Origin of the sequence: Roseibium sp. MMSF_3544 (assembly GCF_030732845.1) — a bacterium.
GTDB lineage: Bacteria > Pseudomonadota > Alphaproteobacteria > Rhizobiales > Stappiaceae > Roseibium.
Map to the genome: position 1 here is coordinate 115,702 of NZ_JASHKA010000012.1, position 22,622 is coordinate 138,323.

The window sequence follows — 22,622 nt, forward strand, 5'->3', positions numbered from 1 at the left end:
AAAGCCTGGTCGCAACGAGCGAATCCTTTGTCCCGCATGGGTTTACCGGGACTAGCCAAAAAAACCTGATGGGCCGGGAATAAAATCAGCGGACTGGACGTCTTTTCCCCGTGTGAGCGAATTCAAGCTTGCCCGTCAACGCGACTTCAGGGGGAGGACAACATGGCAAAAGACGACATTAATCCGAAAAGCGTCTGGGAGTTTTTCGCACGAGATCCGGAAAGGGCGGATCGTGAATTTTTCGGCCGAAAAACCAATCAGAACCGCCGAGGTTTCCTGAAGAATACCGGCCTTGCGACCATGGCTGCCATGGTCGGCTCCGCGATCCCCTTTCACCGCAACATGCCGGCCGGCTTCGTGCCGGCGGCCCTCGCAAGTGAGGACGTTCTCGTTGGCAAGGACGGTCTGACGTTACTCAACGACCGGCCCGTGAACGCCGAAACACCACCGGAACTCCTCGACGATCCGATTACACCAACGAACCGGCACTTCATCCGCAACAACGGCATTCCGCCGGAAGAGGTGGATGCAGGCACCTGGACACTGACCGTTGACGGACTTGTCGAAAATCCGATGACACTGACGATCGACGACCTTAAGTCACAGTTTGATGTGGTCAGCATGGCGCTGACCCTGGAATGCGGTGGTAACGGGCGCGGCTTCTTCAACCCGCCCGCAAAGGGCAACCAGTGGACCTATGGCGCCGTCGCCTGTTCCGAGTGGACCGGGGTTCGGCTGAAAGACGTTCTGCAAAAAGCCGGCGTGAAACCGGAGGTCGTTTACACGGCGCATTACGGCGCAGACGGTCATCTGTCCGGCGACCCGGAGAAAATGCCGATCTCGCGGGGCCTGCCGATTGAAAAGGCGCTGACCGACAACGTTCTCATTGCCTTTGAGATGAATGGTGGTCCCCTGCATCCCATGAACGGTGCCCCGCTCCGGCTGGTCGTTCCGGGTTGGCCTGCATCCACCGCGCAAAAATGGCTGAACCGCATCCAGCTACGCGATCAGGTTCACGACGGGCCCAAAATGACCGGAACATCCTATCGGGTACCCAATCGACCGGTCGAGCCGGGAGAAAAAGTGGAGAAGGAAGATTTCGTGATCATTGAGCGTATGCCCGTCAAATCACTGATCACCTTTCCCGCCAACGGCGCCAGCTCCGGTCTGGAAACGGAAATACGCGGCCATGCGTGGTCGGGTGACCGGGAGGTCTCCAAACTCGAGATATCGACCGACTTCGGGACATCATGGCAGAAGGCGGAACTCGACAAACCGGTCAATGCCGGTGCCTGGCAGAACTGGCGCACTACCGTCACATTCCCGCAAGCCGGCTATTACGAGGTCTGGGCGCGAGCGACAGACAGCGAAGGGGCGATGCAACCTTTCGCAATTGACTGGAACCCCAAGGGCTACCTCAACAACACAATGCACCGTGTCGGCCTGCGCGTAAGCTAGTCCGGTTTGCCAGCCCTGCACCGGCCATGTCTGATCGTGGCCGGTGCAACGTCCTGCCATTCGGCATCTACTGGAGTACATTATGAATTTCGCAAAACTGCGAACCCGTCTGCTTGTGCTGGCCGCGGCTTTTCTCGTGGTCCAATCCACTGCTGTCGCGGTGGAATTGAGCCGCGCCAAATCTTTCGCCCTGATGAACATCCCTGATGGGGCAAGACCGGACATCACCCTGAAAGCGAGCACGGAAACCGAACCCTACGAATTCGGAATATTGTTCAACGCCCCAGGTGTTGAGGAAACCTACTATGCCTGTACGGCCTGTCACTCCGAAATGATCGTGGCCCAGCAGGGTCTCAGCCGGGACGACTGGGTCGAAATGCTGGACTGGATGGTGGAGGAGCAAGGCATGTATGAAATCGAAGAGCCGGACTATTCGCTTATCGTCGACTATCTTTCACAGCATTACGGTGAGGATCGGCCGAATTTTCCCGCAACCCGAACAAACTAGCGGCGTTCTTCTCTTAGCTGAGGCAACTGGAAGCTGTCACGGTGGCCTGCTCGAGTGAGGAGGCCACTTTGATCTCAGGCATCTGCCGTGTCACGTGCAGCAAATAAACCCCGATAGCCTCGAATTTTCCCGCATCCATACCGGTTGCGATGATCGCATGATGCAGCCCGTCCGCGGTCGTCCAGGCCGTAACCTGCATATCGGCTTCACCTGGCAATTCGAAGGCGCCCCGACCCCTGAAATAGGACAGGCGGCAGCCGTTTCGGCCCGCATAGTGGGCAAGGCTTCCTCCCGAGTAGGTGCGAGAGGCAACAGGCACCAGATTAGCGCCGGTCAGGTCGGGAAAGCCTTGCAGCGCGCGCGCTGCGACCTGCCCAACACCGGCGTCCGGTCTTTCGAATTCCTGCTCCAGATAAGTCAGGTGCAAGTCAAGGGGCGTTTCGCTGCGAAGCAGCTCCACTCCAAGGAAACCCACGATCATCAGAGAAGCCGCCAATGTCCCGCCGATCATCCAATTTCGGGAGGCGCGTCCGCGTGCGTCCTGTTTGGACACAAGGTCATGATCGACATTCTGTTCGACGGCGTGGATATCCGGTTTCAGGGCGCCAAGACTGCCGGACAATGAAGCGACTTTCTGCAAGGCGTCAGCCAGGTCCGTATCCGCTGCCAGGCGTCTTTCGAACGCGCGCATTTCTTCATCCGGAAGCTCGCCGTCGTGATAGGCGTTTATGCGTTCCCAGTCCTGTTCGCTCAAGCTGCTCATTTATTCTTGTAGACCTTGTTCGCGGACCGAGCCGGACCTTCCACCAGTTCGAGCAACGTTTTTCGCGCCCGGCTGACCCGGCTCATGACCGTCCCATTCGGCACATCCAGAACCGTCGCGACCTCCGCATAACGAAGCCCCATCACATCCACCAGAAACAGGACTTCCCGTGTATCAGGCGGCAGTTTGTCGAACGCAAGCCGAACCAACACGTCACGTGCCGCATTGTTGTCCGCCCCGGTCTCAACGGACAAACGTTTCTCGGCTGCCAAATATTCCCTGCGGATACGCCTTTTTCTGAGTTCGTCATAAAAGAGGTTCCGGATTACCCGAAACATCCACGGCCGCAGTTCCTCAAGACTGTCCGGACGCGTATCAGCCCTCAGTGCACGCTCCACAGCATCATGCACCAGATCCTCAATATCATCGCGGGAATTGCATAACGATGCGGCATAAGCCCGCAATTCGGGAAGCAGAACTTCGATTTGAGACCGTGATGCCATCTGCACAAAATGCGTCAACGTGGCGCATTAGTCAAAATACATAGCAGCGTCCGGCAATCGTATTTCGACCGCTGGTTTGCTACTGCCGAAAGGACGTCACAACGGGAGATGCTTTCCAGGCGGTCAGGCATGAATTTCAAAAGAAAAGGCGGGCCCTGCCCGCCTCGCTTTTCCGCAGCGGAAACACCGGTCAGCCAACCGCAGCCTTCAAGGCAGGCGCGTCCGGTCTTACGGCCGCGTCGTAGTCTTCCATAAGCGTCTTGATGATCTCGCCAACTTCAAACGTGTTGCCCGCGATCTCCGAAACAGGTGTGACTTCCGCCGCCGTTCCGGTCACGAAGCACTGTTCGAACTCCGGCAGTTCTTCCGGCATGATCGCGCGCTCGATCACTTCGATGCCGCGGTCCCGGGCAAGATCGATCACCGTGCGACGGGTGATACCGTCAAGGAAACAGTCCGGCGTCGGGGTATGGATCTTGCCATCCTTGATGAAGAAGACGTTGGCCCCGGTGCATTCGGCAATCCGGCCCCGCCAATCGAGCATCAGCGCATCGGTATAGCCCTTTGATTCTGCTGCGTGCTTGGAGACTGTGCAAATCATGTAAAGACCGGCGGCCTTCGCCTTGAAGGGCGCGGTTGCCGGGTCCGGCCTGCGGTACTCAGCCATGTCGAGCCGGATGCCCTTGAGCCGTTCTTCCGGCTTGAAGTAGCTCGGCCATTCCCATGCGGCAATTGCCAGGTGAATGGTGTTGTTCTGGGCCGAGATCCCCATCATTTCGCTTCCGCGCCAGGCAACGGGGCGGATATAGGCATCCGTGAGCTTCATGCGCTCAAGAGTTTCTTCCTTGGCCCGGTTGATCTGCTCTGCCGTCCAGGGAATTTCAAACCCGAGCGTATGCGCGGAATCCAGCAGCCGTTCGGTGTGCTCTTCGGATTTGAAAATCCGGCCGCCATAAGCCCGTTCGCCTTCAAACACGCTGCTGCCGTAATGCAATCCGTGGCTCAGAATATGAAGCTTTGCATCTGACCAGGGCACGAACTCGCCATCATACCAGATGTCGCCACTCAGCTGATCAAAAGGCGTTCCAGCCATGTTCCATCTCCCGCCCGCTCTTTGAGCGTTATTTGTTTCCTTCAACAGACGCGAACAATGCCAAAGGCTTGCGTCTGTTTTGCTGCTGTGTTTTTTGCACAGCACGCCAACTATCGGTATCCTGATGACCGCGGCGACTTTGATCGGATTCGCTTCCCATAAGATGCCGAAATGTGCATCGTGGAGACCGATCCTTTCGTTCGCGGCTGCTGACAAGTAACAATCGACCAGAATTAAGTCAATATGACTGACGTAAATTTCAAATCTGCAGTTCCACCCGTCGCGCAGACCAATGATATTGCGCCGAAGGATCAGATGCAAAATGGTGGCGAAGATGGGCTGCCATACGATCTGATCGAACTCCTGTTCTTTGCCTACAAGGACTTTACCGGTGATCCGGACGATGTCCTGGCCAAGTTCGACTTTGGCAGGGCGCATCACCGTGTGCTGCATTTTGTCGAGCGAAACCCAGGCATCATGGTGACCGATCTCCTCGGCATATTGCGGATTACCAAGCAGAGCCTCGGGCGGGTTTTGAAACAGCTCGTGGATGCGGGCATCATCGAGCAGCGCGAAGGCATGAATGACCGGCGGCAGCGGCTGCTCTACACGACAGATCAGGGACACGCCCTGGCGGAGAACCTCGCGCGCCTGCAGCAAAAGCGCCTTGAACGCGCCCTAATTGGCTTGCCAGATGGCAGTGAGGAAATCGTGCGGAAATTTCTGCTGCAGATGATCGATCCAGAAGTGCATGGGGACATTCTGAAGCTGGTCAGAAGCCCCTTCCCCTTGAAGGATTGAGCGGCGCTCCGCAAACAAGGAACGAACGGCCGACATGAAAAGCCAGGTGCCCGACGACAATGCCAACCACATTCTCCTGGTGGACGATGACAAGCGTATCCGGGACCTGCTTTCCAGATTGCTGAAGGAAAACGGCTACAGGGTCTCCGTTGCCGCCAATTCCGCTGAAGCGCGCACGTGCCTCTCCGGCCTGGAGTTTGATCTGATCATCCTGGACGTCATGATGCCTGGTGAAACCGGACTTGAGCTTGCCGCCTCACTGCGGCAGGACTCCGAAGTGCCGATCCTGATGCTGACGGCAAGGTCGGAGGCCACAGACCGTATTGCAGGTCTTGAAGCGGGCGTTGACGACTACCTGCCCAAACCTTTCGAACCCCGCGAACTGATGCTTAGGATCGCTGCAATCCTCAGGCGCGGCAACACTCAACCCGTTATCGTCACCGAAGAGATTCGATTTGGGCCGTTTTCATTCAACAGTTCCAGGGGAGAGCTGAAGAACGGCGACAGTCTCGTGCGTCTGACCGATCGGGAGAAGCAGATCCTGTCGATTTTTGCCGAGCAGCCGGGCGCGACCGTCCCGCGGCACAAGATCGTCGGCGGCGAGAGCGGTCTCGGAGAGCGCACGGTTGACGTTCAGATCAACAGGCTCCGCCGCAAGATCGAATCCGATCCGGGCAATCCGATCTACCTGCAGACTGTCCGTGGCATCGGCTACCGGCTTGCCTGCGATTGAACCATGATGAAGGCTGAAATCCTGCTCAGGCGACTTTCACTTTTCGCCCCGCTCCGGCCATTCCTGCGGGTCTACCGGTCGTTGTCGCGTTTCATGTACAAGGTGATGCCAAAGGGCATCTATACGCGGACCTTCCTCATCATCATTGCCCCCATCGTGATCTTGCAATCCGTTTTGGTGTTCGTGTTCATGGAGCGCCACTATCAGCTTGTCACGAGGCGGATGTCCGAAGCGGTGGTGCGGGAAATCGACGCTATTGTTTATGTTCTTGAGAACTATCCGCAGGATGCAGATCACTCCAAGATCGAGCAGATGGCTTCAAGTGCGCTCGGCATGTCGACGACAATCCTGCCGCTCGAACCCTTGCCGCCCCCAACGCCCAAGCCGTTCTTCGATGTCATCGACAAGGAACTCAGCCTCGCGATCAGCCGGAAGATCGGCAAACCCTTCTGGATCGACACTGTCGGTCGTTCCCGCTTTGTCGAAATCCGAATTCAGCTCGATGATTCCATCCTCAGGATCTTTACAAGGCGCAGCCAGACCTACGCCTCAAATTCTCACATCTTCCTGGTCTGGATGTTCTCCACCTCCGTGGTGTTGCTGTTCATCGCGCTCCTTTTCCTGCGCAACCAAATCCGTCCGATTGTTCGTCTGGCAGACGCCGCCGAAGCGTTCGGCAAGGGCCGTCCGGTCACGGATTTCCGCGCCAGCGGCGCGCGTGAAGTGCGCCGGGCGAGTGTTGCCTTCATTGACATGAGGCGGCGGATCGAACGCCAGATCGAGCAGCGCACAACAATGCTGGCGGGGGTCAGCCACGACCTCAGAACCATCCTCACCCGTCTCAGGCTGCAGATCGCCTTCATGGGGGAAAGCCCTGAAAGTGAGGCCATGGGCAAGGACGTCGACGAGATGAGCCACATGCTCGAAGACTATCTGGCCTTTGCCAGTGGCGACGGCGACGAGGACATCCAGGCGACCGATATTGCCCTGCTTCTGGAAGAGCTGGAGGAAGAGGCGGAAATATCCGGCCAGAACGTCACCACGCAATTCGATGGTTTCGCGGAGGCGGAGGTCAAACGCCTGTCCATGAAACGATGCCTGTCGAACCTTGTCACAAACGGCTGCAAGTATGGCAATCGTGTCGAAGTGAATGGCTCTATCGACCGGGGCTGGTTGACGATCACTGTCGATGACGACGGTCCGGGTATTCCACCTGATCAGCGCGAAATCGCCTTCAGGGCCTTCCACCGGCTGGATCTTGCAAGAAATCAGGACGAATCGGGTAGCGGACTAGGTCTCGCCATTGCCCGGGACGTCGCGCGCGCCCATGGCGGTGATCTTTACCTGGAAGATAGCCCTCTTGGAGGTCTCAGAGCAAAACTCAGGGTTCCCGCCTAGGCACAAGACCCGGCTTGTCAGTAGAGGCGCCCACCGATGGGAACATCCTTGTCCGGCCTCAGCAACACCACTTCGCCGTCTTCATCCGGCACACCAAGGGTCAGCACTTCTGACATGACGGGTCCGATCTGGCGCGGAGGGAAGTTCACGACCGCCATGACCAGCATGCCTTCAAGTGTTGCCGGCGTGTAGTGTTTGGTAATTTGGGCAGAGGTCTTCTTGATACCGATCTCAGGACCAAAATCGATCCGCATCTTGTAGGCCGGCTTGCGGGCCTCGGGAAATTCTTCCGCTTCTATGATCCGACCGACGCGGACATCCACTTTCAGAAAATCGTCAAAACTGATCTCGTCGCTCATGAAAATCCTCTTTGTTTCATGCGCGACCATGAACGCAGGCGCTCTTCCGCGCAAGCTCCAAGACCAGCTATGCGCCTGCCGGTTCCTCGCCGGAATAGTCAGCATCGCGATCATAGGCGTCTTCTTCGCTATCGCGCCTGCGTTTGCGCCGCCCCTCCGATGCCTTCCTCAGGAACGACCGCAGGCCCCTGGCCGCTTTTTCAACACCGTTAAGCCGCTTCATGAAGGACGTCCCGTTGTCGAGTTCCTTGTCCAGCTTCGCCATTGTGCGTGGCATGCCTTCATCCGCCTCGTCGAGCCAGACCCGGACCACCCTTGAAAAAGCGAGCGAGAGGCCCTGAGCAACAATGCCTGCTTTCAAACCACTGACGTCGATCCCGGCTGCGATCAGCATCCATTTCTGGGACCGGGTCTCCAGGCGGTTGAAATCCATCGCAAGCGCCGGATCCCGCCGGGCCGCCTTGTGGAGAGCCCTGACGGCATCCTTGTGCTCTTCCAGCGCGTCGATGCGCGTCATCAACACGTCGAACAGACGGTCGCGCGCCGGCTGGTCGCCCATGTCCTCGTCCCGTTCGTCCAATACCTTTGTGTCGATCTGCTCGGCAAAAGCGGCAACGAGATCGAGTTTTGAGCCATAGGCGCTGCGCATGTCGGACAGCTTGACCTTGGCCTTGTCCGCAATGAGCGGCAGGGACACCTCCTCGTAAGAGTGCTCAGACAGAAGGTCGAGAAAGGTCTTGAGAATCTTCTGCTTGGTCTTTGCGGTCGCCATGAAACGATCTCCCGTAGGTCTTTGAGATCAAAGATAGGAGACCCGGGCTGCGGTTAAAAGGGTGACGCTGCGCCGCAGCTCTGCAGTTTTCGTGCATTTTGGAAAGTTTGCGGCCAGCACCCCACTCGCCTGACGAACGTCAGCCGGCGAGTTCTCTTGCCCGCTTGATTGCCGCGGCAACCGCTTCTGTCATCACCGGCTGCAACCCCTCTTCGTGCATCAACACATCAAGCGCGGCTGCAGTGGTCCCATTCGGGCTGGTGACGTTCTGGCGCAGGATTGACGGGTGTTCTCCGGACTGGTGCAGCAATTCCCCAGCGCCGCTGATCGTCGCGACCGCAAGGTCATGCGCGATCTCCGCCGGCAGACCGGCAGTCTTGCCGGCTTCACTCAGCGCTTCGGCGAGATAAAAGACATAGGCAGGCCCTGACCCACTGACACCGGTAACCAGGTCGATCTGGTCTTCGCTGTCGAGCCAGACAACCTTGCCGACCGCCGAGAGCAGTTTTGTGACATCCTCTCTTTGGTCTGAGGTCACATTATCAGTCGGGAAAACGGCGGTAATTCCGCGTTTCACCATGGCCGGCGTATTCGGCATGCAACGGCAGACCGGCACGTCGCCGAAGACCGAATGGAACTTTGACACCGGTGTTCCCGCGGCAACGGACATGATCAGCGTGTCGGGCAGGACCGCGCTCTTTAGACCAGGAAGAACCTGATCCATCATCTGTGGCTTGATGGCAACGAGCACGGTGCCGGCCTTCACATCCTCCGGGACATTCTCCGCATAACGGATACCGTGCGTGTTCAAAAGTGCGCCCATCTCTTCGGACAGACGCGGATCGCAAACAACTATGGCGGAGGGATCGATCCCCTCAGCCATCCAGCCTGACAGCATCGCCCCTCCCATCTTGCCTGCTCCGACAAGAAGAAAGGGACGCTCCTTTGAAAAATTCATGCTTCCCCTGCGGTTTCAAACAAGGCCGTGCTCATCGCCTCCGTGGCCGAATGTCCGGCCCAGACGACGAATTGAAAGGCTTGATAGAAACGTTCGCAGTTTTCAAGTGCATTTGTCAGCATGGCTTCGATCTGGGCCGAGGACGCTTCTGCACCACCGGACAGAAGCAGCGACTGGCGGAACATGATGACGTTCTCTTTGTGCCAAAGATCGAAGTGGCCCATCCAAAGTTGCTCGTTTACCTGAGCCAGCAGGCGGATCACCTCTGTCTTGCGGGGCTCCGTGACTTTCAGATCAAAGGCACAGGCAAGATGCAGAGCTTCCACTTCCTCCATCCAGGAGAAGGAAACATGGTAGTCGCACCAGCTGCCTCCGAGGGAGATGGTGATTTCGTCCTCGTCCGAGCGCTCGAAGGCCCAGTCGTTCAAGGCGGCGACTGTTTCGATCGTATCTACGGGATTGCCAGGTCGCTCGAATTCGATCTCGATGAGGCTCATGATGCCTTCTCCCCTTTCGAGCCGGGGGCCGAAAACCCGATCAGGATAACCGGGCGGGCCGCCGGGATATGTCCCATGCCGGAGGAGCAAAAAGCGTCCTTTGGTGGCCCTTCAGAAGAGAACCGGTTCCGCCTTGCTCCGACGAATCCCTGTTATCTTTGAGTATAGGATCAGGAATGATTTAATGGATACATACCAAATCGAATGAAAAAGCTGAAACTTGTGGAAGACTCAGCGGAATTTTTGATCAAACTGCTCAAAAACATTGCGTTTCCGCCAAGTTCATCCGTCGCATTTCTGTCATCAACAATTAACAGAAAGTGCTCACTTCGGCGTCAGCCGAGCGTTCCAAGCAACTCAATCTTTGCCGGAACCATCGCTTTCCAGCTTTGCCAGTCTCGATTCGAGTTCTTCGATCTTGTCGAGCGCGCGCACGGCCATGTCCTTGACCGCTTCGTGCTCTTCGCGTGACACCATGTCCATATCGGCCAGAAAACGCTCGGCCTGAGCTTTGAAAGCAGTCTCCACCTCACGCCGGGCGCCTTGAGCGACACCTGCAGCGTCAGTCATCAGTTTGGCGAAGTCATCGAGAAGACGGTTAGGACCCTGGGTCATCCGACCCTCCTTTTTCGGGAACAAATTCAACATCCGACAGGTATGGGGGATTGGCAGCAACTTCAAGATCCAATTGTGCCGCAGTGCGTGGAGCGCCGGCCTCGTCTTGACGTCGGCGCGAAGATCCGCCAAGCGTTGCGGCCGAGTCCACTTTCCAGGGCTTCGGGTTTAGAAGGATCAAACGTGCCAACCGTAATTGCTCTGCCTTTTCCCACCATTGACCCGGTCATTTTCGAGTTTGGCCCCTTTGCGCTTCGGTGGTACGCGCTCGCCTACATCGTCGGAATCATTCTGGCCTGGCGCTATATGCGCCTTCTGGTGCGCAACGATCGGCTCTGGGGCACTCGTCATCGGCCGACAGAAACCGACATCGACGACTTCGTCCTATGGGGCACGCTCGGGATTATCATCGGCGGACGGCTTGGTTACGTCCTGTTTTATAATCCGGCCTACTACCTTGCCAATCCTGCTGAGGCGATCGCGATCTGGACAGGCGGCATGTCGTTTCACGGCGGCTTCGCAGGCACGGTCGTTGCGATGCTCCTGTTCGCCTGGCGCCGCGGGCTTTCCATCTGGACCTTGTTCGATCTCGCTGGCTGCGCCGCGCCCATCGGAATTTTCTTCGGCAGGATCGCGAATTTCGTCAACCAGGAACTCTGGGGCCGTCCCACGGACGTGCCGTGGGCGTTCGTTTTTCCAGATGTTGGACCTGATCCGCGTCATCCGAGCCAGCTTTACGAAGCCGCTCTTGAGGGCGTTCTGCTGTTCTTCGTCCTGCGCCTCTTGAGCCACCGCTTCACACTGCTCAGAAAGCCAGGATTCCTAGCAGGTGCATTTGCTTTTGGATACGGCATCGGCCGCTCGGTCGCCGAACTCTATCGCGTTCCCGATGCCCATATCGGGTATCTGTCAGGCTTCCTCACCATGGGCATACTGCTGTCGTTGCCGATGATCCTGGCCGGCTTGGCAGCAATGATCTGGGCTGGCACACGCAAGACCGGAGCCGCCGCTCAGTGACGCAGCTGAAAGACAGGATCAGAGCCAGGATCGCTGCGGAAGGTCCTCTTTCCGTGGCCGAGTACATGGCCATCTGTCTCGGAGATCCGGAAGCCGGATATTACACAACGCACGAACCATTTGGCAGCAGTGGTGATTTCATCACGGCACCGGAAATCAGCCAGATGTTCGGAGAACTTGTCGGTGCCGCCTGCATGGCCGCCTATCAGGCTATGGGTGCGCCTTCGCGGTTCAATCTTGTTGAACTCGGACCCGGCCGCGGAACCCTGATGGCCGATCTTTTGCGGATCGCCTCCCTGAGGCCCCAATTCATCAGCGCTGCACAGCTCTGCCTGATCGAAACGAGCTCCCGACTACGGGACGTTCAAAAAGCAACCCTTGCAAAAGCCCCTCTGGAACCCGTCTTTTTCGATCGCATTCAGGACCTTCCGCAAGCACCGGTCATTTTTGTGGCAAACGAGTTTTTCGACGCACTGCCAATTCACCAGTTTGTCAGAACCGGAGACGGCTGGCGCGAGCGTATGATCGGTCTTGATACCGAAGGCACACTCACGATCGGAGCTGGCACCCCGCGACTGCCCGATGAAAACATACCGGCCGGTTTCGCGGACAGCGCTGAAGGCACAGTCCTCGAAACGCAACCGGCGGCCAATGCCGTTGCTGAAGAGATCGGCGCAAGGCTCGCGCGCGATGGCGGAGCGGCACTGATCATCGATTACGGTTATCTCAAGACCGCGCCCGGCGACACGTTGCAGGCACTCTACCGTCATTCATTCGACGATCCCCTTGCGCGTCCAGGCGAAGCGGATCTGACAGCCCATGTAAACTTCGAAGCCCTGGCGGCAGCGGCAGCCAGGTCTGGTGCAACTGCGCTTCCACCGCTCACACAAGGCGAATTCCTTTTGCGCTCAGGTCTCTTGGAACGCGCTGGTGCGCTTGGCGCCGGAAAGGCGCACAAGGAGCAGGAAGCGATCCGGGACGCTGTCGAACGGCTTGCCGCGTCCGAACAAATGGGAAATCTTTTCAAGGTCTTGGCACTGACGAGTGACGGCCGCTCGTTTCCACCGTTTGACAGCGCTGGCTGAAGCCCTCAAGGATCATGCCGTGTGGGTCGATTCGCGTCTTGCAGACACACCGGAAGTTCCGGCTGGCAATTGGCGCGCTCTTCGCAGGGGCAGTAAATGAAGATCGAAGCTGACGCACTGAAGCTGAGCGGAATTCGCCACGGGTTCTTCACCCGGCAGGGTGGTGTCTCCGGCGGCCTCTATGAGAGCCTCAATATCGGGCTCGGTTCTGACGATGATCGCGACAGCGTGCTTGAAAACCGAAACCGGGTTGCCGGTGAACTTGGTGTCACCGCCGAACGGCTCATGTCGCCCTACCAGATCCATTCACCGGACGTGATCGTCATCGACGAACCATGGGCCGATGATGCTGACCGCAAAGCCGACGCACTGGTGACCGGAACGCCCGGACTTGCCATCGGCGTTTCAACGGCGGATTGCGGGCCTGTCCTTTTCGCCGACCCGGATGCTGGCGTTATCGGTGCTGCCCATTCGGGCTGGAAAGGCGCGATTTCGGGCGTTCTGGAAAACACGGTCATGGCCATGGAGACACTTGGCGCGAACAGGCAAAGCATGATTGCTGTGCTCGGCCCGACGATTTCACAGGCCTCTTATGAAGTCGGCCCGGAGTTTCAGATCCGTTTCGTCGAGGAAGGTCCGGAAAATCGGGCCTATTTTGCTCCCTCGCACCGGCAAGACCACTTCATGTTCAACCTGCCGGCCTACATCACCGGCCGGCTCAGCGGCATCGGTCTGGGACATGTGGTCGACATGAGCCTTTGCACCTACACTGACGAAGATCGCTTCTACAGCTACCGTCGCACGACCCACCGGAAAGAGCCGGACTACGGCCGCCAGATCAGCGCAATCTCGCTCGAGATCTGATGCACGAGCACAAATGTGAGGACGACCATGTCACTTCATTTTTCAGATGCCGAATTTGAAAGCCGTTTTGACAAGCTGAAGGCCGCCATGGATGCGGAAAAGCTGGATGCAATGCTGCTCTTCGCGCAAGAGAGCATGTACTGGCTGACGGGCTACGACACTTTCGGGTTCTGCTTTTTCCAGTGCCTCGTCGTCACGCGGGACGGCGAAAAGGTGCTTCTGACCCGTTCTGCCGATCAACGCCAGGCAAGGCACACGTCCAATATCTCCGATATCCGCGTTTGGATCGACCGCGGCTCAGCCAGCCCCGTCCTTCAGCTGAAGGACATGCTGTTCGACATGAACCTGCTCGGCAACCGCATCGGCATCGAATACGATACGCACGGCATGACCGGCAAAATCGCTCTTCAGCTGAATGCGGAATTGACCAGTTTCGCAGATATTTCAGATGCTTCGACCGTGATCCCGGCATTGCGCGCGGTCAAGAGCGATGAGGAAATCGTGTACGTTCGCAAGGCTGCGGAGCTGGCGGACAAGGCCTTTCACGCGGCCATGGACGAGATCGGTCCGGGCGCGGATGAAGGCAGGATCCTTGCAGCCATGCAGGGTGCGATTTTCGAAGGCGGTGGCGACTATCCCGGCAACGAGTTCATTATCGGTTCCGGCCACGACGCGCTTCTGTGCCGCTACAAGGCGGGTCGGCGCATCCTTTCTGAGCGGGATCAGATCACCCTGGAATGGGCCGGCAGCTACCGACACTATCATGCTGCCCTGATGCGCACAGTGATCGTTGGAACACCGAGCGATCGCCATCAGGAAATGTATCTTGCTACACGCGAGGCCCTTTCCGCGGTGGAAACGCAACTTGTTCCGGGAAAGACATTTGGCGACATATTCGATGCACACGCCGAGCGCATGGATGCCCATGGCATGATGCAGCATCGCCTCAACGCCTGCGGTTATTCCCTGGGTGCCCGCTTCACACCGAGCTGGATGGATACGCCCATGGCCTACAGGGCCAATCCTGCCGAGGTCAGGCCAAACATGGTCATCTTCATGCACATGATCCTGATGGACTCCATTACCGACACGGCCATGACGCTCGGACAGACCTATCTCACGACGGAAGCGGAGCCGGAATGCTTATCGACACTGCCTCTCGACCTCCCGGTCAAGTCAGGCTAAACCAAGACTAATTCCGCGATCCGGAGCGACAGTCGCTGACGGTTCGCACCCAGAACAACTTTATCCAACAGAGCCGGAACTCTCCATGCTCCCAGCTTCCCGTCAGAATGTTCTTTCGGCCCTGCGCATTGCGGCAGGTCTCTTCCTGTTAGGCGCACTTGTCGCCTGCCAGGGATCGCCTCAACCGCCAACACCGATCTCCGGGACCGTGCAGACGCCGTCAATTGCCGGGCAAGTGGATGATGATCAGGGCATCACCTTCGCGTTTGAGCCCTTTACCGGCGCGCCGGGCAACATTGCCGACGATCTGTCGGAGTTCATCGGCCGCGAAGCGCGCACGCAGGGCATCACGCTTGTGCGCCGGGTTGGCGCTTCGGCCACCTATCGCGTGAACGGTTACCTTGCCGCAACCGGCCAGCCGTCAAACGGGACGGTGTTCTATGTGTTCGATATTGTCGACAGTAACGGTCAGCGATTGAAGCGGATTTCCGGAACGGAAGCGACCGGAGGCGCCTCCGGCGATCCCTGGCAGGCGGTCAACGCCGGCACACTCTCGCGAATCGCAACTCGCTCCATGGTGGAAATCAAGGCCTGGCTCAACCGATAATGATGAGTTAGCCGGGTAAATTTTGCAGCGCGTCATAAAAATTCAAAAAAAGACGGTGTCAACGCCTATCCCCTGTTGTGGTCTGGTTGCTTGGTTGTTACAACGCCGCCGCCTGCCGAGGGTTTCCTGACAAGCCTGCGGCAACCGGCACTTGACACGACCTAGGCCTTTTCCGGGTGTCTGCAGCATCTTCTCGCCTGCACACCCCGGTGTCGCACCAGAAGGACTTGCGGCTTATGAAGATCGTCGCGGGCAATTCCAACCGAGCCCTGGCTGAAGAGATTTCCAAATATCTGGACGCTCCTCTGGCCAAATGCCAGGTCCGGCGATTTGCCGACCAGGAAATCTTCGTAGAAATTCAGGAAAATGTGCGCGGCGAGGACGTTTTCGTCGTGCAACCGACCAGTTATCCGGCCAACGACCACCTGATGGAGCTGCTCATCATCATTGATGCACTGCGGCGCTCCTCGGCCCGCCGGATCACGGCCGTGATCCCGTATTTCGGCTACGCCCGCCAGGACCGCCGGGCATCGGGCCGAACACCGATTTCGGCCAAGCTGGTGGCAAATCTGATCACCGAAGCCGGCGCTGACCGTATTTTGACCCTGGATCTGCACGCTGGACAGATCCAGGGTTTTTTCGATATCCCGACGGACAACTTGTTCGCAGCTCCCGTGATGACCCGGGATATCAAGGAACGTTACGCCACGGACAATGTCATGGTGGTTTCGCCCGATGTTGGCGGCGTGGTTCGCGCCCGCGCGCTTGCTAAGCGGATCGAGGCCCCACTTTCAATTGTCGACAAGCGCCGTGACAAGCCTGGAGAGTCGGAAGTCATGAACATCATCGGAGATGTGAATGGCTACGATTGCATTCTGGTCGACGATATCGTCGACAGCGGCGGCACGCTTTGCAACGCAGCCGAAGCGCTGTTGTCACAAGGAGCTGAATCGGTCACGGCCTATATTACACACGGGGTCCTGTCTGGCGGCGCCGTTGCGCGCGTGACGTCTTCGAAGCTGAAAGAGCTCGTCATTACCAATTCGATCGAGCCGACAGCGGCGATCACCGCAGCGACTAACATCCGGGCGATTTCCATTGCCCCCTTGATTGGTGAGGCGATCAACAGGACAGCCCTGGAAAAATCGGTCTCCAGCCTGTTCAGCTGACGCGAAGGCACTCTGAAAAGAAGCCGGCACTGCCGGCTTTTTTTGTGTCTGCTTTCTGCCCTCTCAAGGCAAATGCGAAACAATAAATCACTTGCGCCTGAAAATTTTCCCATTTGATCAAAAAATCGACATTGAGACCCCCTGCACAGCTTGTGAGCACGCCCAATCTGTGATCAACTTTTTACGTAAAAATACTTCCAGGGGAATCCGATGCTCGTTTCAAAACCATTTTCCAGGGTCCGCAGGGCCCTGATGTCGGCCGCTTTGGCCGTCACAGCCACTGTCGCACTCCCGTCCGTCGCAGCGATTGCGGCTGATCCGATCAAAGTCGCGGCGATCTACACCGTTCCGGTTGAACAGCAATGGGTCAGTCGAATCGACAAGGCGTTGAAGGCTGCTCAGGAACGCGGCGACATCACCTACACATTCTCCGAAAACGTTGCCAACACCGACTATGAGCGTGTCATGCGCGAATATGCCGAACAGGGCATGGATCTTGTCGTTGGAGAAGCTTTCGCCGTTGAGCGGGCCGCCCGCAAGGTTGCCGCTGAATATCCTGACACGGCCTTCCTGATGGGGTCTTCCTTCGGGCCCGCCCAGCCGAACTTCGCCGTTTTCGACAACTGGATCCACGAACCAAGCTACCTGTCGGGCATGATCGCTGGCGCCAGTACGGAATCGAACGTGATCGGCATGGTTGGCGGATACGCCATTCCGGAAGTCAACCGTCTGATGCACGCTTTCATGGACGGTGCGACGTCCGTCAATCCGGATGTGAAGTTCCTTGTGACCTTCATCAACTCCTGGTACGACCCGCCCAAAGCCAAGGAAGCGGCCTTCGCCATGATCGACAAGGGGGCTGACATTCTCTACGCCGAGCGCTTCGGCGTCTCCGATGCCGCGAAGGAAAAAGAGATCCTGGCAATCGGCAATGTGATCGACACCTCCGCCGACTATCCAGGAACGATCCTGTCTTCTGCGCTCTGGCACATGGAGCCGACCGTCGATCGCGCCATTGCCGAAGTTGTCGGTGGCAGCTTTGAACCTGCCGACTATGGTCCCTTCAGCTTCATGTCCTACGGCGGCGGCAGCTTCGTTGTCGATGAAAATCTGGCCGATCCGGAAGCCGTCGCGGCTGCCAAAGCCAAGGAGCAGGAAATTCTCGACGGCCTGTTCCGGGTCAACGTGAATGACACCGAACCGAAATCGACGATGTAACGCCCTTTGCCGGCGGCACCGTGCCGCCGGCACATCCTGCCCAAGCCGCCTCAACGGCCGAATAACCAGATTCCGGAGTTCCGCATGACGGACCCCACACACGCGGCGGAGACCGTCCTCAGGCTGGACGGAATCACCAAGCGCTTTGGCGAACTCACGGCAAACGGCGACGTCTCGCTCGACCTTAAGGAGGGCGAGATCCTGGCCCTTCTGGGCGAAAACGGTGCTGGCAAGACGACCTTGATGAACATCCTGTTCGGGCACTACGTCGCCGACGAAGGCCGGGTGCTGATTGCGTCCCGCGGGACAGGATTAAGTGAACTTGAAGCCGGGTCGCCGCATGCGGCGCTTGAAGCCGGTATCGGCATGGTCCATCAGCATTTCACGCTTGCGGAGAACCTGAGCGCGCTCGACAACATTGTGCTTGGCACCGAAAACCTGACCGCATTGACCTCTGCGCGCAAACCTGCCCGCCAGAAACTTGAGGAGCTGATTGCGCGTTCCGGCTTGACCGTGCCCTTGGACGCCCGGATATCGCAGCTTTCCGTCGGTGAAAAACAGCGCGTGGAAATCCTGAAGGCGCTCTACCGCGATGCTCGTGTCCTGGTTCTCGACGAGCCGACCGCCGTGTTGACCCCACAGGAATCGGACACTTTGTTCGCGACCCTGAAGAAACTCGCGGCCGACGGGCTCGCCATCATTTTCATCTCCCACAAGCTTGCAGAAGTGATTGCCTCGTCTCATCGCGTCGCCGTCTTGCGAGGCGGACGTAAAGTGGCCGATCTTCCAACTGCTGAATGCGATCTGCGCAAGCTGGCCGAACTGATGGTCGGACATGAGATTGTTGAAACGGTGCGCAGCAAGGGATCGCCCGGGGCGCCTCTGCTTGTGCTTGACAAGGTTACGGCGGGAAGCGGGCGCGATGCCCTTTACGATGTCGACCTCACCTTGATGTCGGGAGAAATTCTTGGGATCGCAGGCGTCTCGGGCAATGGTCAAACCATGCTCGCGCGCGTTATCTCCGGTCTCAAGACCCCGGCATCCGGAACGATGACCCTTGCAGGCAACAATGAAACCGGTGCAAACGCCCGCAAAATGATTGACGAGGGCCTCGCCCGCATTCCCGAGGACCGCCACCACGACGGTATTGTCGGGGCCATGAGCGTTTCGGAGAACCTTGCAATTGAATCCATCCGGAAGCCCCAGAACCAGCGCTTTGGATTGCTTCGTTTTTCCGCAATGCGCGAAACGGCGCGGCGGTTGATCAATGCCTACGATATTCGCTGCCAGGGGGAGGACAGCCAGGCCAGGTTGCTGTCAGGCGGCAACATTCAGAAAATTGTGCTAGCGCGCACGCTGGATCCGGAACCCAAGGTGGTTCTTGCTGCACAACCGTCCCGCGGCCTAGACGTCGGCGCGACGTCGGACGTGCACAAGCGTCTTCTGGCGGCAAGAGACCGGGGCGCAGGTGTCATTCTGATTTCAGAGGATCTCGATGAATTGATGCGCCTGTCGGACCGCATCGCGGTGATACACCGCGGCAGGCTCTCGGCTGCGGACCCGACCGAAAGCCTTGATCGCGGCACGCTCGGATTACGCATGGCCGGCCAGAGCGGGGAAGCTGCATGATCCGATTTGAACCGCGCCCGCCAGCCTCCGTCTCGCGAATGCTTGGCGTTTCCCTTGCCGCTGCCGTGGCCGCTCTTGTGCTCGCCGCCATTCCCATGCTCTTTGCGGGCCTGTCCGTTTTTCAGGCTTATGGGCTCATGGTCAAGGGCGCCTTCGGCTCCCTGTTTGCCTTTACCGAGATGCTGACACGCGCGACACCGTTGATCCTAACCGGACTTGCCGCGGCGGTTGCCTTCAGGGCCAAACTCTGGAACATCGGTGCCGAAGGACAGCTTTATGCAGGCGCGCTCGCAGCCGTCGCAGTCGGCACGGGCGCCATTGCTGCCCCAACTTTCATTCTCATACCCATTGTGGTCGTTGCAGGAGCCCTGGCAGGCGGTCTGCTCATGCTCGGCCCGACACTCCTGAAAACCCGTCTGGGCGTGGACGAGGTCGTTACGACGCTGCTGCTGAATTTTATCGTCCTGCTCTTCGTGCAGATGATGCTGGAGGGCCCCATGCAGGACCCCATGGGGATGGGCTGGCCGCAGTCGGAACCGATCCTCGACGAAGCCGCCCTGCCCAAGCTGCTCGACCGCATGCGGATCCATTGGGGCCTTGTCCTTGCACTGGCCGCTTCGCTTGGCGTCTATTTCCTGCTCAAACGAACCGTCTGGGGGTTTGAAATCCGGGCCGTCGGTGAAAACGCGGCAGCGGCTCGCCACGCCGGGATCCCGGTCACGGCCACCTTTATTCGCGTCGGCCTGCTGTCCGGCGCACTTGCCGGCCTTGCCGGGGTTGGAGAGGTCGCCGGGCTGAAAGGCTATCTCACGGCGGACCTTTCGCCAGGATTTGGGTATTCCGGCATCGTCGTCGCCATGCTTGCGGGCCTGTCGCCTATAGGCGTTGTCTTTGCAGCCCTCTTCATTGCCAGCATCTTTGTTGGAGCGGACTCCATGTCCCGAGCCACCGGCGTCTCCAACTATCTGGCGGACCTGATCGTTGCGATGGCGCTGTTGTGCGTCCTGGTCTCCGGTCTGTTCCTGCGCTTCAAGGTGAAATTCATTACCGCCCCCTCAGCTAAGGAGACCGGCCGATGATCGAAATCATCGACATTCTCTTCTCCGCCAATTTCTGGGCAGCGGCCTTGCGTATCGCAACGCCATTGATTTTTGGTGTGATCGGCGCGTTGATCTGCGAACGCGCAGGGGTGCTCAACCTCGGCATCGAGGGAATTTTCACCGCAGGTGCAATGGCCGGCTGGATGGCGGTCTGGCTCGGCGCCGGCCTGTGGGGCGGTGTCCTGGTTGCCGCCTTTGCCGGCGCGGTCTTCGGCCTGATCCATGCAATCCTGACTGTGCCACTCGGGCTCTCCCAGCACGTTTCGGGGATAGGCGTGACGCTGTTTGCAACGTCCCTGAGCTATTTCATCTACCGGACCGCCTTGCCGGACGTGTCCTCCCCGCCCCGGATCGACGCCTTCCAGCCGCTGGACATTCCAGTTTTGAGCGAATTGCCGTTCATTGGTCCGGCTCTGTTTCAACAGACGCCTCTGACCTTCCTGGCCCTGTTCCTGGTACTTGCGACGGCTTACGTTCTCTACAGAACCCCACTCGGCCTTGCCATCCAGGCCGTCGGTGACAATCCGGCAGCGGTTGAATCGCAGGGGCTGTCCGTTTACGCGATCCGCATGGGAACCGTTGTTGCCGGTTCTGCAATCATGGCGCTTGGTGGCGCCTTCCTGACGATGTCCGCGTTCGACGCGTTTTTCTTCGGCATGGTCAACGGGCGCGGCTGGATCTGTATCGCGCTCACGGTGTTCGCCTCCTGGCGTCCTGGCAAGGCCTTGATCGGCGCCCTGCTTTTCGGAGCATTCGATGCCTTCCAGGTGCGTCTTCAGACAGAAGTCGGCAGCTTCATCCCCGGCCAGGTCTTCCTGATGATGCCCTATATCCTGTCGATCGCGGCGCTGATCGTTGTGGCAAGGCGGGCCGATTATCCGCGCGCACTGCTCGTTCCGTATTTCAAGGGCCAACGCTAAGGTAACACCCGATGACACTTGATCTTCTGGTTAAGAATGCAAACCTGCACGACGGGCGAACCGGGATCGACATCGCCTGCAAGGACGGACGGATCGAGGCTGTCGAGGCAGGTATCAACGCTGAAGCTGGCGAGACCATTGACGCTGCCGGCAAACTTGTGTCGCCGCCCTTTGTCGACAGTCATTTTCACATGGACGCGACGCTCTCACTCGGGCTACCGCGCATGAACCGCAGCGGCACGCTGCTCGAAGGAATTGCGCTTTGGGGGGAACTCAAGGAATTCCTGACCGTCGAGGCCGTTGCCGAGCGCGCCCTGAAATACTGTGACCTTGCCGTTTCGCAGGGCCTCCTGGCAATCCGCACCCATGTTGATGTCTGCGACGACCGCCTGACCGGCGTCAAAGGGCTGCTGGAAGTCCGCGAGAAGGTCAGGGATTACATCGATCTGCAGCTTGTCGCCTTCCCGCAGGATGGCCTTTACCGCTCGGCAAATGCCGAAAAAAACCTCATCACGGCGCTCGACATGGGCGTCGACATTGTCGGCGGCATCCCGCATTTCGAACGTACCATGGACGACGGCGCCCGGTCGGTCGCCAGATTGTGCGAAATCGCCGCCGAACGCGGGCTTATGGTCGACATGCATTGCGACGAGACGGACGACCCGATGTCGCGCCATATCGAAACGCTAGCCTATGAAACGCAGCGGCTCGGGCTTCATGGCCGCGTTGCCGGGTCTCACCTCACCTCCATGCACTCCATGGACAATTACTACGTCTCCAAGCTGCTCCCGCTGATCGCCGAGGCCGAGGTGCACGCGATCGCCAATCCACTGATCAATATTACGCTGCAGGGCCGCCACGACACCTACCCCAAGCGGCGCGGCCAGACCCGTGTGCCGGAACTGCGCTCTTACGGCGTCAACGTCTCCTTCGGCCACGACTGCGTGATGGACCCATGGTACTCCATGGGCTCCGGCGACATGCTGGAAGTGGCTTCCATGGGTTTGCACGTTGCCCAGATGACCAGCCGTGACGACATCCGCTATGCCTATGATTGCGTCACGGCGCATCCGGCAAAGGCTATGGGGCTTGAAGGCTACGGTCTGGAAAAGGGATGCAAGGCCGACTTCGTGGTGCTTCAAGCTCGGGACAAGATTGAGGCAATCCGGCTGAAAGCGACCCGGCTGAAGGTGGTCAAGGGTGGCAAGGTCATCGCCGCGACACCGGAACGCACAGCTGACCTTTTCCTCACGGACCGGCCGTCGACAGTCGATCCGAGCAGTTATGCGCCGAACGAGGACTAGGAGACGGACCCAAAAAGTTCACCGTGATTGAAAAGGCAAAAAAATATGCCGGCAGGTGCCGGCATA

The 22,622-nt window shown here is 58.4% G+C and carries 24 protein-coding genes; 16 read left to right on the plus strand and 8 right to left on the minus strand.

Annotation, left to right across the window (positions count from 1 at the left end; translation table 11 throughout):
- The first annotated feature begins 162 nt into the window (after positions 1 to 162).
- Together RBB47_RS18250 and RBB47_RS18255 are read left to right on the plus strand one after the other, a co-directional pair.
- On the plus strand, positions 163 to 1,458 hold the full coding sequence (locus tag RBB47_RS18250) for a sulfite oxidase (RefSeq protein WP_305987304.1): 1,296 nt from the start codon (positions 163 to 165) through the stop codon (positions 1,456 to 1,458).
- A gap of 82 nt (positions 1,459 to 1,540) precedes the next feature.
- Positions 1,541 to 1,966: a hypothetical protein gene (locus tag RBB47_RS18255; protein WP_305987305.1), complete on the plus strand. Its 426-nt coding sequence runs from the start codon at positions 1,541 to 1,543 to the stop codon at positions 1,964 to 1,966.
- A gap of 13 nt (positions 1,967 to 1,979) precedes the next feature.
- Here the strand turns inward: RBB47_RS18255 and RBB47_RS18260 are convergent, their stop codons facing one another.
- From RBB47_RS18260 to RBB47_RS18270, 3 genes are all read right to left on the minus strand, one after another.
- The gene (locus RBB47_RS18260; RefSeq protein WP_305987306.1) at positions 1,980 to 2,729 is read right to left on the minus strand and encodes an anti-sigma factor; all 750 of its coding nucleotides are present in this window, start codon (positions 2,727 to 2,729) and stop codon (positions 1,980 to 1,982) included.
- A complete protein-coding gene (locus RBB47_RS18265) occupies positions 2,726 to 3,232 on the minus strand; it encodes an RNA polymerase sigma factor (protein ID WP_305987307.1) in 507 nt (168 codons plus the stop codon). Before RBB47_RS18265 ends, RBB47_RS18260 begins: the two co-directional genes overlap by 4 nt.
- 190 nt (positions 3,233 to 3,422) lie before the next feature.
- Complete coding sequence (locus RBB47_RS18270) at positions 3,423 to 4,325, minus strand: branched-chain amino acid aminotransferase (RefSeq protein WP_305987308.1); 903 nt, start codon at positions 4,323 to 4,325, stop codon at positions 3,423 to 3,425.
- A 243-nt stretch (positions 4,326 to 4,568) separates the two neighbouring features.
- Between RBB47_RS18270 and RBB47_RS18275 the strand changes: the two genes are divergently transcribed.
- The 3 genes from RBB47_RS18275 to RBB47_RS18285 all read left to right on the plus strand — a co-directional run bounded on the left by RBB47_RS18275 (position 4,569) and on the right by RBB47_RS18285 (position 7,257).
- The gene (locus RBB47_RS18275; RefSeq protein WP_305987309.1) at positions 4,569 to 5,126 is read left to right on the plus strand and encodes a MarR family winged helix-turn-helix transcriptional regulator; all 558 of its coding nucleotides are present in this window, start codon (positions 4,569 to 4,571) and stop codon (positions 5,124 to 5,126) included.
- Between the two features lie 34 nt (positions 5,127 to 5,160).
- Complete coding sequence (locus RBB47_RS18280) at positions 5,161 to 5,859, plus strand: response regulator (protein WP_305987310.1); 699 nt, start codon at positions 5,161 to 5,163, stop codon at positions 5,857 to 5,859.
- Between the two features lie 93 nt (positions 5,860 to 5,952).
- Positions 5,953 to 7,257: an ATP-binding protein gene (locus RBB47_RS18285; protein WP_305987390.1), complete on the plus strand. Its 1,305-nt coding sequence runs from the start codon at positions 5,953 to 5,955 to the stop codon at positions 7,255 to 7,257.
- A gap of 17 nt (positions 7,258 to 7,274) precedes the next feature.
- Here RBB47_RS18285 and RBB47_RS18290 read toward each other — a convergent pair whose 3' ends face one another.
- The 5 genes from RBB47_RS18290 to RBB47_RS18310 form a co-directional block, all read right to left on the minus strand.
- Positions 7,275 to 7,616 carry a tRNA-binding protein gene (locus RBB47_RS18290; protein WP_305987311.1) on the minus strand — a complete coding sequence of 114 codons (342 nt, stop codon included), beginning with the start codon at positions 7,614 to 7,616 and terminating at the stop codon, positions 7,275 to 7,277.
- 67 nt (positions 7,617 to 7,683) lie between these two features.
- The gene (locus RBB47_RS18295) at positions 7,684 to 8,388 is read right to left on the minus strand and encodes a TetR/AcrR family transcriptional regulator (RefSeq protein WP_305987312.1); all 705 of its coding nucleotides are present in this window, start codon (positions 8,386 to 8,388) and stop codon (positions 7,684 to 7,686) included.
- A 139-nt stretch (positions 8,389 to 8,527) separates the two neighbouring features.
- Positions 8,528 to 9,346, minus strand: coding sequence for a pyrroline-5-carboxylate reductase (proC, locus tag RBB47_RS18300; protein WP_305987313.1), 819 nt, complete (start codon positions 9,344 to 9,346; stop codon positions 8,528 to 8,530).
- Entirely contained in the window at positions 9,343 to 9,843 is a 501-nt protein-coding gene (locus RBB47_RS18305) for a YbjN domain-containing protein (RefSeq protein ID WP_305987314.1), read from the minus strand. The genes proC and RBB47_RS18305 overlap by 4 nt, the downstream gene beginning before the upstream one ends.
- Positions 9,844 to 10,200: 357 nt before the next feature.
- Positions 10,201 to 10,458 (minus strand): accessory factor UbiK family protein, encoded by a 258-nt coding sequence (locus RBB47_RS18310; RefSeq protein ID WP_305987315.1) that lies wholly within the window; start codon positions 10,456 to 10,458, stop codon positions 10,201 to 10,203.
- 183 nt (positions 10,459 to 10,641) lie between these two features.
- Between RBB47_RS18310 and lgt the strand changes: the two genes are divergently transcribed.
- From lgt to RBB47_RS18365, 11 genes are all read left to right on the plus strand, one after another.
- Positions 10,642 to 11,475, plus strand: coding sequence for a prolipoprotein diacylglyceryl transferase (lgt, locus tag RBB47_RS18315; RefSeq protein ID WP_305987316.1), 834 nt, complete (start codon positions 10,642 to 10,644; stop codon positions 11,473 to 11,475).
- The gene (locus tag RBB47_RS18320; protein WP_305987317.1) at positions 11,472 to 12,560 is read left to right on the plus strand and encodes a class I SAM-dependent methyltransferase; all 1,089 of its coding nucleotides are present in this window, start codon (positions 11,472 to 11,474) and stop codon (positions 12,558 to 12,560) included. The genes lgt and RBB47_RS18320 overlap by 4 nt, the downstream gene beginning before the upstream one ends.
- A 96-nt stretch (positions 12,561 to 12,656) precedes the next feature.
- Positions 12,657 to 13,424 (plus strand): peptidoglycan editing factor PgeF, encoded by a 768-nt coding sequence (gene pgeF / locus RBB47_RS18325; protein ID WP_305987318.1) that lies wholly within the window; start codon positions 12,657 to 12,659, stop codon positions 13,422 to 13,424.
- A gap of 27 nt (positions 13,425 to 13,451) precedes the next feature.
- Complete coding sequence (locus RBB47_RS18330; RefSeq protein WP_305987319.1) at positions 13,452 to 14,609, plus strand: Xaa-Pro peptidase family protein; 1,158 nt, start codon at positions 13,452 to 13,454, stop codon at positions 14,607 to 14,609.
- 85 nt (positions 14,610 to 14,694) lie between these two features.
- Positions 14,695 to 15,216, plus strand: coding sequence for a hypothetical protein (locus tag RBB47_RS18335; protein WP_305987320.1), 522 nt, complete (start codon positions 14,695 to 14,697; stop codon positions 15,214 to 15,216).
- Between the two features lie 236 nt (positions 15,217 to 15,452).
- Positions 15,453 to 16,385 (plus strand): ribose-phosphate pyrophosphokinase, encoded by a 933-nt coding sequence (locus tag RBB47_RS18340; protein WP_305987321.1) that lies wholly within the window; start codon positions 15,453 to 15,455, stop codon positions 16,383 to 16,385.
- Positions 16,386 to 16,595: 210 nt separating this feature from the next.
- Positions 16,596 to 17,603 carry a BMP family protein gene (locus RBB47_RS18345; RefSeq protein ID WP_305987322.1) on the plus strand — a complete coding sequence of 336 codons (1,008 nt, stop codon included), beginning with the start codon at positions 16,596 to 16,598 and terminating at the stop codon, positions 17,601 to 17,603.
- Positions 17,604 to 17,687: 84 nt separating this feature from the next.
- Positions 17,688 to 19,232: an ABC transporter ATP-binding protein gene (locus RBB47_RS18350; protein WP_305987323.1), complete on the plus strand. Its 1,545-nt coding sequence runs from the start codon at positions 17,688 to 17,690 to the stop codon at positions 19,230 to 19,232.
- The gene (locus tag RBB47_RS18355; RefSeq protein ID WP_305987324.1) at positions 19,229 to 20,311 is read left to right on the plus strand and encodes an ABC transporter permease; all 1,083 of its coding nucleotides are present in this window, start codon (positions 19,229 to 19,231) and stop codon (positions 20,309 to 20,311) included. The genes RBB47_RS18350 and RBB47_RS18355 overlap by 4 nt, the downstream gene beginning before the upstream one ends.
- On the plus strand, positions 20,308 to 21,252 hold the full coding sequence (locus tag RBB47_RS18360; RefSeq protein ID WP_305987325.1) for an ABC transporter permease: 945 nt from the start codon (positions 20,308 to 20,310) through the stop codon (positions 21,250 to 21,252). Before RBB47_RS18355 ends, RBB47_RS18360 begins: the two co-directional genes overlap by 4 nt.
- Positions 21,253 to 21,263: 11 nt before the next feature.
- Complete coding sequence (locus RBB47_RS18365; RefSeq protein WP_305987326.1) at positions 21,264 to 22,556, plus strand: amidohydrolase family protein; 1,293 nt, start codon at positions 21,264 to 21,266, stop codon at positions 22,554 to 22,556.
- The last annotated feature ends 66 nt before the right edge of the window (positions 22,557 to 22,622 follow it).

Excerpts from the sequence above, each read along its gene's own strand:
- RBB47_RS18250 (WP_305987304.1), top strand. The coding sequence starts at position 163 with ATGGCAAAAGACGACATTAATCCGAAAAGCGTCTGGGAGTTTTTCGCA.
- RBB47_RS18255 (WP_305987305.1), top strand. The coding sequence starts at position 1,541 with ATGAATTTCGCAAAACTGCGAACCCGTCTGCTTGTGCTGGCCGCGGCT.
- RBB47_RS18260 (WP_305987306.1), bottom strand. The coding sequence starts at position 2,729 with ATGAGCAGCTTGAGCGAACAGGACTGGGAACGCATAAACGCCTATCAC.
- RBB47_RS18265 (WP_305987307.1), bottom strand. The coding sequence starts at position 3,232 with ATGGCATCACGGTCTCAAATCGAAGTTCTGCTTCCCGAATTGCGGGCT.
- RBB47_RS18270 (WP_305987308.1), bottom strand. The coding sequence starts at position 4,325 with ATGGCTGGAACGCCTTTTGATCAGCTGAGTGGCGACATCTGGTATGAT.
- RBB47_RS18275 (WP_305987309.1), top strand. The coding sequence starts at position 4,569 with ATGACTGACGTAAATTTCAAATCTGCAGTTCCACCCGTCGCGCAGACC.
- RBB47_RS18280 (WP_305987310.1), top strand. The coding sequence starts at position 5,161 with ATGAAAAGCCAGGTGCCCGACGACAATGCCAACCACATTCTCCTGGTG.
- RBB47_RS18285 (WP_305987390.1), top strand. The coding sequence starts at position 5,953 with ATGTACAAGGTGATGCCAAAGGGCATCTATACGCGGACCTTCCTCATC.
- RBB47_RS18290 (WP_305987311.1), bottom strand. The coding sequence starts at position 7,616 with ATGAGCGACGAGATCAGTTTTGACGATTTTCTGAAAGTGGATGTCCGC.
- RBB47_RS18295 (WP_305987312.1), bottom strand. The coding sequence starts at position 8,388 with ATGGCGACCGCAAAGACCAAGCAGAAGATTCTCAAGACCTTTCTCGAC.
- proC (WP_305987313.1), bottom strand. The coding sequence starts at position 9,346 with ATGAATTTTTCAAAGGAGCGTCCCTTTCTTCTTGTCGGAGCAGGCAAG.
- RBB47_RS18305 (WP_305987314.1), bottom strand. The coding sequence starts at position 9,843 with ATGAGCCTCATCGAGATCGAATTCGAGCGACCTGGCAATCCCGTAGAT.
- RBB47_RS18310 (WP_305987315.1), bottom strand. The coding sequence starts at position 10,458 with ATGACCCAGGGTCCTAACCGTCTTCTCGATGACTTCGCCAAACTGATG.
- pgeF (WP_305987318.1), top strand. The coding sequence starts at position 12,657 with ATGAAGATCGAAGCTGACGCACTGAAGCTGAGCGGAATTCGCCACGGG.
- RBB47_RS18330 (WP_305987319.1), top strand. The coding sequence starts at position 13,452 with ATGTCACTTCATTTTTCAGATGCCGAATTTGAAAGCCGTTTTGACAAG.
- RBB47_RS18335 (WP_305987320.1), top strand. The coding sequence starts at position 14,695 with ATGCTCCCAGCTTCCCGTCAGAATGTTCTTTCGGCCCTGCGCATTGCG.
- RBB47_RS18340 (WP_305987321.1), top strand. The coding sequence starts at position 15,453 with ATGAAGATCGTCGCGGGCAATTCCAACCGAGCCCTGGCTGAAGAGATT.
- RBB47_RS18345 (WP_305987322.1), top strand. The coding sequence starts at position 16,596 with ATGCTCGTTTCAAAACCATTTTCCAGGGTCCGCAGGGCCCTGATGTCG.
- RBB47_RS18350 (WP_305987323.1), top strand. The coding sequence starts at position 17,688 with ATGACGGACCCCACACACGCGGCGGAGACCGTCCTCAGGCTGGACGGA.
- RBB47_RS18355 (WP_305987324.1), top strand. The coding sequence starts at position 19,229 with ATGATCCGATTTGAACCGCGCCCGCCAGCCTCCGTCTCGCGAATGCTT.
- RBB47_RS18360 (WP_305987325.1), top strand. The coding sequence starts at position 20,308 with ATGATCGAAATCATCGACATTCTCTTCTCCGCCAATTTCTGGGCAGCG.
- RBB47_RS18365 (WP_305987326.1), top strand. The coding sequence starts at position 21,264 with ATGACACTTGATCTTCTGGTTAAGAATGCAAACCTGCACGACGGGCGA.